General features: G+C 43.1%; 8 protein-coding genes. 3 read left to right on the top strand and 5 right to left on the bottom strand.

Annotated features, from left to right (window positions below):
- Window positions 1-36: 36 nt before the first annotated feature.
- The gene (gene tnpA / locus IFO69_RS15515) at window positions 37-498 is read right to left on the bottom strand and encodes an IS200/IS605 family transposase (RefSeq protein ID WP_192011054.1); all 462 of its coding nucleotides are present in this window, start codon (window positions 496-498) and stop codon (window positions 37-39) included.
- 1,220 nt (window positions 499-1,718) lie between these two features.
- The gene (locus tag IFO69_RS15510) at window positions 1,719-2,294 is read right to left on the bottom strand and encodes a hypothetical protein (protein ID WP_192011053.1); all 576 of its coding nucleotides are present in this window, start codon (window positions 2,292-2,294) and stop codon (window positions 1,719-1,721) included.
- A gap of 1,069 nt (window positions 2,295-3,363) precedes the next feature.
- Between IFO69_RS15510 and IFO69_RS15505 the strand changes: the two genes are divergently transcribed.
- Together IFO69_RS15505 and IFO69_RS15500 are read left to right on the top strand one after the other, a co-directional pair.
- Window positions 3,364-3,792, top strand: coding sequence for a MauE/DoxX family redox-associated membrane protein (locus IFO69_RS15505; protein ID WP_192011052.1), 429 nt, complete (start codon window positions 3,364-3,366; stop codon window positions 3,790-3,792).
- 487 nt (window positions 3,793-4,279) lie between these two features.
- Window positions 4,280-4,534 (top strand): DUF6520 family protein, encoded by a 255-nt coding sequence (locus IFO69_RS15500; protein WP_192011051.1) that lies wholly within the window; start codon window positions 4,280-4,282, stop codon window positions 4,532-4,534.
- Between the two features lie 52 nt (window positions 4,535-4,586).
- Here IFO69_RS15500 and IFO69_RS15495 read toward each other — a convergent pair whose 3' ends face one another.
- The 3 genes from IFO69_RS15495 to IFO69_RS15485 all read right to left on the bottom strand — a co-directional run bounded on the left by IFO69_RS15495 (window position 4,587) and on the right by IFO69_RS15485 (window position 11,381).
- The gene (locus IFO69_RS15495) at window positions 4,587-5,939 is read right to left on the bottom strand and encodes a RagB/SusD family nutrient uptake outer membrane protein (RefSeq protein WP_192011050.1); all 1,353 of its coding nucleotides are present in this window, start codon (window positions 5,937-5,939) and stop codon (window positions 4,587-4,589) included.
- 513 nt (window positions 5,940-6,452) lie between these two features.
- Window positions 6,453-9,641, bottom strand: a complete 3,189-nt coding sequence (locus IFO69_RS15490; RefSeq protein ID WP_192011049.1) for a SusC/RagA family TonB-linked outer membrane protein — start codon at window positions 9,639-9,641, stop codon at window positions 6,453-6,455.
- Window positions 9,642-9,671: 30 nt separating this feature from the next.
- Window positions 9,672-11,381 carry a TlpA family protein disulfide reductase gene (locus tag IFO69_RS15485; protein WP_192011048.1) on the bottom strand — a complete coding sequence of 570 codons (1,710 nt, stop codon included), beginning with the start codon at window positions 11,379-11,381 and terminating at the stop codon, window positions 9,672-9,674.
- Between the two features lie 1,115 nt (window positions 11,382-12,496).
- Here IFO69_RS15485 and IFO69_RS15480 point away from each other — a divergent pair.
- Window positions 12,497-13,030 (top strand): helix-turn-helix domain-containing protein, encoded by a 534-nt coding sequence (locus IFO69_RS15480; protein WP_192011047.1) that lies wholly within the window; start codon window positions 12,497-12,499, stop codon window positions 13,028-13,030.
- Window positions 13,031-13,439: the final 409 nt, after the last annotated feature.

The raw sequence follows: 13,439 nt of genomic DNA, 5'->3' as shown, positions 1-13,439 counted from the left end.
TGAATGCCAGAGGCATGGTACATCTAAACTCGATGACTAAAAAAGAGGATCAAAAAGATATTCTAAATCAAACTGGACATCATATTCCTTTAACAATTCAATGTATTCTTCATGAAAACTCATCTTATGATGATGGGCTTCTTGATTTTCAATATATCGATAGACATTGGAAACATGTGACTTGCTATATGTAAAACAACCAAACCCCTTTTGCCATTCAAATTTACGGTCAGCCAATCCATTTTCGTTGATCCATTTAGATGATTTGGCCTTAACAGTTTTCATTACTTCGGAAATACTTATTGCTGGTTTCTGTGAAAAAAAACAATGGACGTGGTCTTCCACCCCATTAACAATGATACACTTACAGCCCGTTTCATTAATGAGATTTCCCATTACCGCAAAAAGTCTCTTCCTCCACGCTTTGTCCAATATTGCTTTCCTATATTTCACAGCGAAGACAACTTGAACATACATTTGATGATAAGTATTGGCCATGGTTTTAAAAAGTATTTAATGATGGCTTTGATAAAATTTCCATTAAATATACTTGTTTTAAGCAATAGTGTAAAGAAAATGAGTCGTGCCGATGGCACTTTTGTCTGGGGGGCGTTTTCTTTAGTACGGGGATGAATCCCCATGGAACTAAATCTTGCCGTGCCTCTGGCACTGGGTTATGGATCATCTGACAGTACTGAACTGCTGAATTGGAATAGCAAAATATATGGACCGTGCCGATGGCACTTTTGTCTGGTGGGGCATTTTCTTTAGCACGGGGATGAATCCCCATGGAACCAAATCTTGCCGTGCCTCTGGCACTGGGTTGTGAATCCAAGATTTCAATCCACTAAAAAACAGGTAATATGAAGGAAAAAGATGGGAGGTTTGAGTTTGGAGACTCAATTTTCATCGTCCCGCAGCTCAGCTAACGGGACAACTGGGGATGAATCCCCTTGGAACCAAATCCTGGCGTGCCGATGGCACTGGTGTTGGATCATCTGACAGTAATGAACTATTGAATTGGAACAGCAAAATATATGGACCGTGCCGATGGCACTTTTGTCTGGTGGGGAAGTTATATTTATCACGGGGATGAATCCCCTTGGAACCAAATCTCGGCGTGCCGATGGCACTGGGTTGTGAATCCAAGATATCAATCCACTAAAAAACAGGTAATATGAAGGAAAAAGACGGGAGGTTTGAGTTTGGAGACTCAATTTTCATCGTCCCGTCCTCCACCGCGGGTTCGGAACAGCTGGGAAAAATGGACCGTGCCGATGGCACTTTTGTCTGATGGGGAAGTTATATTTATCACGGGGATGAATCCCCTTGGAACCAAATCCTGGCGTGCCGATGGCACTGCGTTATGGATCATCTGACAGTACTGAACCGCTGAATTGGAATAGCAAAATATATGGACCGTGCCAATGGCACTTTTGACTGGTGGGCATTTTCTTTAGCACGGGGATGAATCCCCTTGGAACCAAATCCTGGCGTGCCTCTGGCACTGGGTTGTGAATCCAAGATATCAATCCACTAAAAAACAGGTAATATGAAGGAAAAAGACGGGAGGTTTGAGTCTGGAGACTCAATTTTAATCGTCCCGCAGCTCAGCTAACGGGACAACTGGGAGGATCGGGAGTCCGCCACGGCGGGATAGGGAGTTGAAAACAGTTTTAATAAATGAAGACGGAAGGTCGGAGACGGGGGAATTGGGGTTAAAAATCGCCTTCGATACGGCTGTAAGAACTGGGGTGTAGGTTGAGGTATTTTGCAATGACCTTTTTAGGAAAATGCTGTACCAAATCCGGGTTGCAGCTTTTGAACACCTGGTTTCTTTTGGACGCGGGTTTGATGTACAACAAGGTGTTTCTTTTTTCTTCCCGTGCTGTCCAAAATTGGTTCAAAAGGGCCAAATAAGAACTTTCGGCACTATATTTCCCGATCAATTCTATGAGCTTCTCCAAGGAAATGAGTTTGACCTCTGTTTCCTCAGATGCAATGAGCTTGATCTTCCTGTCCCCTCCCCCATTTAATATGGCATGGTCAAAAGCTATTTCCTTCTTTAGGCACAAGTCTGTGCACTGGTAGTCAGAACCTCGAAGCTCGTATTTGGCTATCCCCCCTTTGACTATTATGCATAAAGGGGAATCCATAGGCTCATAAGGCCCCATCATTTTTCCACTGGATAGGCTAATATACTCCATAAACTCATTGGTCTCATTGTAAAAATCCACCCCTTCATTAAACAAAAAGTTGTATAGTTTCTTTAGATAAAAGTCTGAATGATCCATAACAGCCCTGATTTTAATTATTCCAACACAACATTGACTATAAAAAAGACACCAGAATACACCCACTGGAAATTATCACCAATTCTATTAAATGTTTTCCTATGTAAGTGGTATTCATATACAGCAAACAATCCTCACAACAAGTCGCCTAAAAGTGGTATTTTTTTAATATGTAACGCGAATATGATTAATAATAGACTTAAAAGCAACATAAATCTTACTATGCCTACCAGAATATAGCAGGTGTTAACCTCATTAACATTAGACTTCTTTGTCTTCAAAAGTGAATAAAATTAGCAGACTTCAACCAACTTAACAAATGAATATAAATCATATAAATATCACTATTACAATTTCAATATTTTGGCTTTTTAGAAATGTTCTTCTAATTTGGAATCAAATCATTACAACCTTCCGTCGCGAAAAATGTAGGAATGAGAAGTGGAAAAAGAGGAGATGCGTTTTAGGGCGGAAGGTTATTTTTTGAGGTAGTGGAAGTTGGTCTGTGTGTCCCCATGGTTGAAACCAAGGGAACAGTATAGGGCGTCCTTACGGGACTTGGGAAGTCTTAGCGATGAAGTTGGTCTGCGGGGATTGGAATTAATAAGAAATAGGAGTCAGTAAGGGGTATTGGGTGAGTCGGAGACTCACATTTAGATGGTCCCATTCGCCACGGCGGGATCGGGACAACGGGGTTGGGTAATTGGTTAACTGTTTAAAAGGGATTTGTTGGACGAATGTTCCCATGCTTGAAACCAAGGGGAAGGATATGGATCGTCCCTATGGGACTGGGAAAGTCTTAGCGATGAAGTTGGGCTGCTGGGATAGGAATTAATAAGAAATAGGAGTCAGTAAGGGGTATTGGGTGAGTCGGAGACTCACATTTAGATGGTCCCGCAGCTCAGCTGGGTCGGAGACTCACATTTAGATGGTCCCGTCCGCCACGGCGGGATCGGGACAACGGAAAATAGAATTACGTAAGGGGCATTGCAAATGCCCTTAATAAGTAAGTCTGGATTGCAAATCCAGACTAGCGAAAACTAGCTAAAGTATTAAAGAAAGGAGTGTGATGAGAAAAGTGGGAGAAGTTTTGTGGGAAGGAGTTGCTTTGGTACTGATGATGCTGTTTGCCTATACTGCCATCAGTAAATGGTATGACTGGGGTGCCACTCAAAATGCCATGTACAATCAAGTATTTCCTGAATGGATGGCCACTCTCCTACTATATTCGCTTCCGGTATTGGAACTGGCCCTGGCCATTATGCTTCTCTTCCCAAAAACAAGAACGCTTTCTCTTTGGGCATGCCTGATTTGCCTTATCGGGTTTACGGTTTATATTGGATTGGTGCTGACGGATGTATTTGGAAGGATCCCCTGCAGTTGTGGCGGTGTGATCAGCAACCTTGGATGGGAAGCACATTTTCTATTCAATCTGGCCTTTATAACCTTGGCTATCATCGGTATTCTGGTCAAGCCGGAGGATGAAAGAGTTGGGTAATTGGTTAACTGTTTAAAAGGGATTTGTTGGACGAATGTTCCCATGGTTAAAACCAAGGGGAAGGATATGGATCGTCCCTATGGGACTGGGAAAGCCTTAGCGATGAAGTTGGGCTGCTGGGATAGGAATTAATAAGAAATAGGAGTCAGTAAGGGGTATTGGGTGAGTCGGAGACTCACATTTAGATGGTCCCGTCCGCCACGGCGAGATCGGGACAACAGATCCCGTCCGCCAAGGCGGGATCGGGACAACAGGGGAATAAACTAAAAATTGGATGCCGTAAGGGGCATTGCAAATGCCCTCTATAGGTGAGTCGGGATTGCAAATCCCGACTAGCAATACTAGCAATAATTAAGATATTAAACGGCCAGTGGAGGTACGGGGTGCTTGCCTGGCATCGGTAGGGGGAAGAAATCCGGTCGTCCCTCTCGGAAGGTCCACGAAACCAAAACGACCGGAATTTATTATTCATTATAATATTAAAATTATGAAAAATTCATTGAAGAACCTCCTACGCGGAGGTGTATTTCTAATGGCAGTTATTGCCGCATTTGCGTTTACACAGCCTATGGATGCCTCTCAAACTTATTGGGGAGATGATCCTATCCAAGGGCCTGTCCAAGTAGAGCTTGGTAGCTCGGAGTATAGCTGTGATTCCAATCCCAGTGAACAGTGTCTATACCACGATGAGGCACTTACCAATCCTGTATCTGGAAGTCAAGGGGAGTTTGAATTAAATTAAACCCCAAAGGTTCAGGCAATCCTACTTTAGGATTGCCTGTTTTCTAATGTAGCTATCTGTTTTGAAGCTCTTCTTCTGGGATCGGAAAAACGAATGAGTCCGGCTCCTCTCCCATCACATATTCCTGATCCCCCAGTTTTCTTATTAATGGAAATAGCTCTGTTCTTTCTCCTAAAAGCCTTTTCAAATCAGACCACCTTCTACCTCTGAATACTATTTCTTTTCTTCTTTCCATCAGTACAAATCCAAGGGGATCAGCCAAGTCCTGATAAGAAACAGGATCGTAACTTCCCTCACTGTAACGAGATTTTAGCAGCTTGTCCAAAGCGGCAAAAGCTATCACAGGATTTTCCATTCTTAAGGCGCACTCCGCTTTTATAAGCAACATTTCACTTACCGTAAGCCCTGTGAAGAAACTATATCCTGAGGTAAAGCTTCCTTTATAATTAATATGTCCTTGTGGATTGATAAGGAAATAGATGGACTTTCTCAGGTCATCATCATGATATGACTTGTACAATGTGGTATCAATTCGTGCTTCGGGACTTACATTGATGGAAGTAAAGGTAGGTGCCAAGGTATGATAAATCACTTCCTCATTTCCCAAGGGCACAGGAAAATTCAAGGAAGGGTTCAGCTGATTGAAGTCCATTAACTGATCATCAATAGCCAGTGAGGCATCTGCTTCCATCCAAGCTTTTTCATACTGCTTCATCATCAGGTATACTCTGGCCCTCAAAGCATGGATGGCAGATTTGGATGGCCGTGATCTAAATTTAGGGGTACTTGGCAAGAGCGGTAGTGCCCGTTCCAGGTCTTCGAATATTTGGTCGTATACTTTTTGTACGCTCATATAATCAGGTACTGTGGTAACATCCGATTTTAAGGGAAGTGGGATTGACAAATGGGAAGCAGCGGCCGAGCTATACTGGGGAGCAAATACCTTGACCAGTTCGGCCAAAGCATAAGCCCTGATAAACCATGCACTGCCCATGATATTGTTAATAGCCTCTGTATTAGCATCCGAAACGATAAGTTCATTGGCTTGTTCCAGGCAGAAGTTAGCTGCAAAAATCTGTTTGTAAGGATAAACCCAGTCCCCGTTGCTGGTTCCTCCATACATATCAGGATGAAAGGACCTGATGTGGGCATTACGGTATAGTTCTTTATCTTCTGATTCGAAACCTTCCAGTGAATGGTAATAATCATCCGATGCGACTATGTCCAAGATGGTGGAATAGTTCATTATGGATTCGTTGTCCAATATGGCCTGAAGATCGGTTATTGTTTCGGGCGCCTCAATACTGAGGTTTGGTTTTTGGTCTAAGAACTCTTCGCAAGAGGTCAATAGATGGATGATGCTGATGATCATGGTGGTGAATATGGGGTTGAGTTTATTTTTCATTTTTTGTATTCGTTTAAGTTAGTGGGAGTCTGGAGGCTCCCTTTTAGTTGAGTTCCAAGTCACCGCTTTGCTAGAGACTTGGAACAACTCGACTTTTTTCGTTTCAATCTTGCTACTTACTATTAAAAAGAGTCCCGGTTTCCCGTCTGGAAACATGTCCCGCTGACGATGTTGTGTTATCAAATCATATGAAGAAAGTACGCGGTAAGGGACTCGGTGATAGTAGTCAGATTTTAGTACATAGTAGCAAGACTTGTTCACGTGAGCGAGATTATATGGTCTTATGTACTCAGAGGCTTTGACAATCCTATTTTTATAATTCGTTTTACCGTTATTTAGAGATGTTATTTTTATAATTCGTTTGCGTTAGTGGGAGTCTGGAGACCTGTCTTCCTCCAGGCAGGCTCCCTTTTAGTTGAGTTCCAAGTCACCGCTCTGCTAGAGACTTGGAACAACTCGTTTTCTGAAGAGGAGATTGCCACGACGCATGGCTCCTCGCAATGACGTGGTTCTTTAAAAGCTTGCTTTCACTCCTACTGCAATGCTTTTCAATGGCTTTGCTGTTCGGAAGTCGGGGTCGAGGGGGTCGTCTTTGGCGGACTTCCATATGATCCCGAGGTTATTGGCGTAGGTATACAATTCCAATCTCTTGAAGGGCAATGAAGGTATCCTGCGGTTGTCCAGGGTATAGGCCAAACGTATGTCCTGTAAGCGGAAATGATCGCCTTTTTCCACTAACTCGTCGCTGTATCTGTATATATTGTCCCTTAAGGTATTGGTGGAGCTTGGCAGTGAAGGGACTTGTGTAAAGTTTTCATCCCCGGGCTGCTGCCATCTCCGACCATAGTCGGCGTGCCCTCCCTCTCCCTTCAATACAGATGCGTAGAGAACGGATTCCCTTCTGTAGTAATAGCCCATCCTATAGGAAATATTAAAGGAGAGCTGAAAGTTTTTAAAACCAAAGCTGTTCCTAATGGCTCCAAACACCGTGGGTCGTCTAGGCCCGTGGTACTGGAGGTTTTCTGGACTTAATGATCTGAAAATCGCCAAGTAGTCTTCGCTAGGCTCGCCGTCCAACATACCCCTAGGTGCTCCTGTATCGGGATTTAAACCTCCCCAGAGGATACTATAGATGGCGAATAATGGTTTGTCTTCCAAAGGATAAAGGGAGGCCTGTCGCTGTGCGAGGTAATTGATCGGAGTGGACTCGAAATAATAATCCGTTACTTTTTCCTTTATGGTGCTGAAGAGTAGGTTGGTCGACCACTGAAAGTTTCCTATCAGGTTTTGGGATTGGACTTCTATGTCCATACCAGCACTTTTGGTACTGGCACTGTTTGTCCTTAAAGTGGAAAAACCTGTGGAAGGGATATAAGGGGAGTCACCAATTAGGTCCAGCCCTTTTTTTGAATAAACTTCAATCTGCCCCTTTAGCCTGCTGTTTTTGGATTCCACATCAAGCCCCAAGTTCAGGATAGCAATGCGCTCCCATTTCAAACGCCTATTGGCCGGATGGGAAATATTTCCCGCCAGCTGACCAGCCGAAATCAAGGTGGCATAATTGGTAAAATAGGTCGCTGTGGTCAGCGCGGAGACGGATTTGTCCACATTGCCGTTTTCACCATAAGTAGCCCTCAACTTCACAAAAGGGAATGCCTGTGAATTCCAGAAATCCTCTTCAGACAAGGTCCACCCTGCCCCTACTGACCAAAGGGGCACGGCTTTTTGGTTTGTCTCTACCCCGAAGAGGTTGGAAGCATCCCTTCTGGCACTCAAAGAAAGGTTGAGCTTATGGTCATAAGTATAGGAGGCATTGAGGTACTGGGACACGAAACGATCAAAGTAAGCAGCATGGGAGGCTCCGTCTGGAATGGATGACAGGGTTCCATTGTGGTATTGGCTGAAACGGGTAGTAAGATCGACTGGTTTAGAGATGGCCAACTGTTCCTGATAGCCGTAATAGCGGGTAGACCTTGCCGTGGTCTGGTAATCCTTGAGTTCCCATCCCCCTATTGCATCGATGCTATGGGCATTTCCCCATTGCTTGGTGTAAGTCAACTGCCCCCTTAGGCTATGGCTGAAGGCGTTATTTGACTGCAAGTCAAAGATAGCTTCCTGTGGTATGGGATAGGTTAATTGGCCATCCAAATCCACCTGCGTGTACCTGTTGATCAGGTTTCTGGTACTGAAGAGTTGGGTGGATTGGATGTCATTACCCGTCGTGCTATTGTTCCAGTATTGGTAATAGCCTTCCAAAGTCAAGCCAGGCAAGAGCTTATAGGACAAATCGATATTTATCCTGTAGTCATTCTGCAAAGTCCTCTTATCACTTGCCCCAATTTCATCCAAGGGCACATAGGTCCAGTCCAGGAGGCCAGAGTTTTGGATACTTTGGATGTACCTGCTTGAATACTCCCTTGTGAGTGAAAGGTGCTGCCCTGTGGTGACATCCGCAAAGGGCTCATAAGGGAAGGTTGTAGGAGGAAGTTCGGTGGTAATATTCCGATCCGTTCTCACCAAGTAAATACCCGTACCGATCCGCAATTTATCTTTGGCCAGTTTCCAAGTAAAACGATTACTGATGGTGTACCTGCTGAAGGTATTGCCGACGGTATTTTCGAGATTTCTGTCAAATCCTGCAGAGAGCGCATAAGAAAATTTCTCTGCCCCTCCATTGAGGTTGATGGCGTATTGCTGATTTACTTGGGGTCTGTAAAAATACTGCGCCAGCTCCCTCCTACTGTCCATGGATCGGTAAGCTGCTATGGCTTCATTCACCTGCGTATCGGTCAATAGTCCATCCCTTCCTTTGATGAGCGTTTCCACTACAGGAGAGAGAGCAGGATGGTTTCTATTGTTTTCGTAACGGCTATAGTAGTTATTGTCGAAAAGCATCTGTTCGATATCGATAAAATCATTTATGGACATGACAGGCTCATAAAAGGGATCCGGCTTTTCATAGAAATTGATGTTCGTATTAAAGCTGAACTGAGGTGAGGCATTGTCTCTTTTCTTGGTAGTAATGACAATCACCCCATTGCCGGCCCTGGCACCCCAAATGGAGGCTGCCGCCGCATCCCGAAGAATGGTGACACTTTCCACATCATTGGGATTGATGTTTTCCAAGGGTCCATCATATGGGAAGTGGTCAATAATGATCAAGGGACTGGTATTGGCAAACAAGGTATTTCTGCCCCGTATGCTGATGGGGTCATTGGCAGGTCCGGTCCTGTTGAATATCAGGCCTGAACTGATATCCTCCAGCCGATCCAATATTGAGGTGCTGACACGTCGATTTACCAGTGATTTATCGATATGTACGAATGAGCCAGTAGCCCTTTCCTTTGGGATTTCCTGATAGCCTGTGGCCATCACTTCCACCGTGGACAGGTTGATATCATCCTCTTCCAAAAGCACCGTAATCGAGGTATCCTTTAGCAGGTTTAATTTCCGGTGGTATTGGGAAAAGCCGAGGTAAGATACCGACAGGTCAAGTATCCCTTTCTTTACCAAAAGGCTGAAAGCGCCCTCTTCATCCGTCACAGTACTCCAGGTCAAGTCATCAAGGCTCACCAATGCCCCTACCAGTGGTTCCTGGGTGCTTTTGGCCAATACCGTGCCGCTCAAAACAATGCGTTCTTCCTGTGCATGAGCAGCAGTGGCCATGATCAGGACTAGTAATAGAAGTAAATATTTTTTCATGGTATTTAGTGGTTATGATAAAAGGATCTATTATGGTTTGCTCAGTAACTGCTCTATTTTGGCAGTGATGTCCTGATAGGTAGGTTTGTTGAATCCCAGGGTGGCCAGTTTTCCATCCTTGTCGATTAGCTGCAAGTATGGAAAAGCCCCTATGGCATAATGATCCAAGTAAGGGTGCGCGGTACCTTTGCCTCCGGTGTACAGTTGTATGATGCCATCAGGGGTATAGCGACCAGAGCGGATGCTCTTTTGCCAAGTATCACGTTTGCTGTCAATGGAAACGGCAAGAATCACCAAGTTTTCCTCCTCCGAGAACCTTTCCTTTAGTTTGCCGAAGTGATATTTATTAAAGGCGATACAGGCTGAGCAGCCTGTCATCCAAAAGTCCAAGAGCACGGTTTTCCCTTTAAACTGACTTAGTTGGACAGGCTTCCCCTCCTGTGATATAAAATCATATTCGGGTACAGGATCTCCTGTCAGAGAAGCCTGATAGATCTTTTTTATTCGGAGCTTTAGCGCGGCCGTTTCCATGGTCTTGTAAAATGTCTCCAAGTCCTCAGTGCCGTGTTTGAGGATGATATTCCTGTGGGAAAAGTAGGCTGTCAGGATGCTTTCCCTGACCGGGGTATTCTTGATGGATTCTGCCCACTTAAGCACGGGGATGCCCGAAATAGTGGACTTTCCTCTTAGCAAGTATTCTGATAAGAGCAGGTAGGAAGGTGAAAATCCTGCTTGATCGGCATCCAATTCTATGAATGATTCACTAAAGGCATTCTCCAAGAATCGGTCAAATTCTGGAAGAAGCATACTGTGGTCCGCTTTTAGCAGCCTTGGGTAATTTATCCTTTCGAAGCTGTAAATGATGGGGAAGTAAAACCGGGACAAGTATTCCGCCCTGACGGTCTGGTATTGCTCTTCTGGAATCCGATCCTTATATGTCCTAAGAATATCCTCAAGCTGATCATGGGGGACATTAGCCCATCGCTGTTTTAACATATCCAATACTACTTTGTGATCCGTGAGTGGCACCACCTCCTTTGCGAAGTTCCGGTTATGTAGATCAATTTTGCTTGTGTACTGTTCTTGTTGGCCTGGGTTTGAAAGCATCAAATCCAAGTAAAATGGAGCACTGAACTTATGGGCGAGCCACAGGTCTTGGAGCTTATGCTGCAATTGGAAAGTAGCGGCAGATGGACCCGAGAAAAAGGTTTGGTTAAACAGTCTATCCACTTTGATCTTCAGGCTATCTCCCGGAGAGATCAGCGTTCTGTACATTAAGTAATTCCCCATGGAATCCGTCAGGCTTATCCAAGCAGGCAGGTATTTGGCAGGTAGGTTAATCTTAAAGGTTTTGTCATGCCGTGAATACACCCCTTGGGTCAAGCTTGCCTTCTCCAATACTATCCTCATATCCAGGTCAGGAGATTCGTCAGTAGTGATTCTGAGCACATCATGCCATAGCTTCAGGTTAAGGGCTGAAGAAGGCTCTTTGGAGGCATATTCTCCATAAATGACAGCAGGCGTCTGCTGTGCCCAAGAAGGGGAAGCACATTGGCTTATCCAAACCATGCAAAATACGAGTAGTATATAGGGTTTTATCAAAAAGGCGCTTATGGAGAGAAAAGGGGCAGGACCATTTGATCCTGTCCCGATCTGGGCAAAGGGCAACTTTTTGGGTAGGTATTGGCTTCGGGTTAGGCATAGCAATGCCAGGAAGCACGTGAACGTTGTTTTTTTCATGCTTAAAATGCGGTTGTGTAGAAAGTGTTGGGACAAGACTCGGAGTCTTGTCAGATGCTAGACGCTAGACTAAAGACGCTAGACTTGTTTACGGAGTCGAGAACGCCCCCAAATCCGTCATTGCGATGACCATAGGGAAGAAGCAATCTCGTATTTACCCCCTCCTAGCCTCCCCCTTTAGGGTGAGGAACCGATCTCGTAAACGAAATCACTTGCCCTGCAAGCTGGCTACTCGCTAAAAACAGTCACCGACTGTTTTCTTTACGCTTGTCCCTCCCTTCAGGGGGATTTAGGGGGTAAGTCTCACGTCTTAAATCTGACGTCTAGTGTCTTTTCCAACACTTCTACATTATTTAAGAAATCATTTAATTACCCCAGCACTTATAAAGCTCCGGGCTAGGCTGCCCTACCAGACGCGAGGGGCGTCCCCCAGGCGAATGCAGCCTCGGAATCGTCGAAAAGTACGGGGTATGAGGTACCCAGTACGATGTATACATTTTAAAATAGGTTTGATGGTGTTTTTGGGTATTTGGAATGGAGTAATTGATCTATGCGCACATAATCGATATGCTCCATACTTATATCCAAATGTTATTAGATCGGATTTTTCGGTTTTCTCTCAAAAATGATATCAAATAAAGTTAAATCACGCCTAGAGATGAGCTGAGCAAAACAAAACAAACATACCTTTCCTATTTCTCTATAAAGAAAAGCTAGTTTAACTCTGTAAAGGCGGTTTTTAGATTGCTTCATTTGAACCTATAATTAATATTTTCTCCAAAAATGAAGCATATCTCTATCTAAAAAGTGGAAGAGATGGTGCTACACTCATGGCATGTTGTATGGGACGTAGGAGACCCGAATACCTCAAATTGAGATATTCTGAAACGCATGCTCAAGAGTGAGCCCACCTCTATATAACAAATATAGCGGATGGGCCACTACTCTCTGTCCTGCGTTTCAAGAAATTTCCTACGTTTCTACAACAAGACTTTGATTAGTTGCCTATTTCACACTTAATATGTTCTAAATAACATTGGCAATATAGCAAATGGTACTCAAAAAACAAATTAAATCCCAAATAATGAGGACAAATGTTTTTATCTATTTGTCTTATGAAGGGGAAAAAACAGGTTACCATAGATTTATCTCAGCTAGCAAAAAACTTAAAATCATTAAGAATTGAGGCAAAGCTTTCCATTTATGGTGTAGAAGCTGCTACAGGCTTTTCATCCGATCATATTAGACAACTTGAAAGAACTGATAACCAAGTAAATCCCAACACCAAAACCTTATTAGCATATTCCAACCTTTATAATGTATCAATTGATGATCTATTGAAAAAAGATAATATTGGGATTGGAAAGGATTTAACAGTTTTAAGCCAATTCAAAAATGAAAATATTATGAACAAAGAATATTTTCATAATAAAAACTCCTTGCCAGATTTTTTATTAAGTAAAGTTCTTCCCCATCCTGAAATGAAAAAAGGACTAAAAATATCGGAGATAATATCAATATTTTCTGACTATGACCTCAAAAGTAAAGCTGTATCTAGAGAGATGAGTAGATTAGTGGAAAAAGGTATAGTTGTTAAAGAAGACAAAACTGGAACTGGAGCTGTTTTCCATTATAAAACAAAAAAGTAGAAGGAGAGAAAATCTAAAGCCTTTAGTGGATTTAAACAGCGCAATTTATTAACTTAAGGAAGCTAAGAAATTATATAAGTTGTTTAAACCCTATTCAATAAATTATGGAAGCCCTTCGATTGGAGGGCTTTTTTTATGGAGTTTTGGTGTAAAATACCCCAAGCGGGATATTTTATTTATGAAATGGACTGTTTAGTTTTAGGTTTTAAAAAAATAAAGAAACTAAAACCAGACTTATTCCGCTAAATTGGAAGGATATGTCTGTAAAAACCAGACATATAAACAAGTTGAACAAAACCTCCTACGTCGGTAGTTGTTTGATTTTTAAAGCTTTAATAGGTTTAATATCAGTTGCTTACACTAAATTCATTCCATGTTTTATCATTAATTAAATAGTATCATGGAAAAA

Source organism: Echinicola arenosa (genome assembly GCF_014841125.1).
Taxonomy (GTDB): domain Bacteria; phylum Bacteroidota; class Bacteroidia; order Cytophagales; family Cyclobacteriaceae; genus Echinicola; species Echinicola arenosa.
This window is presented reverse-complemented; position numbering and strand designations above follow the sequence as displayed.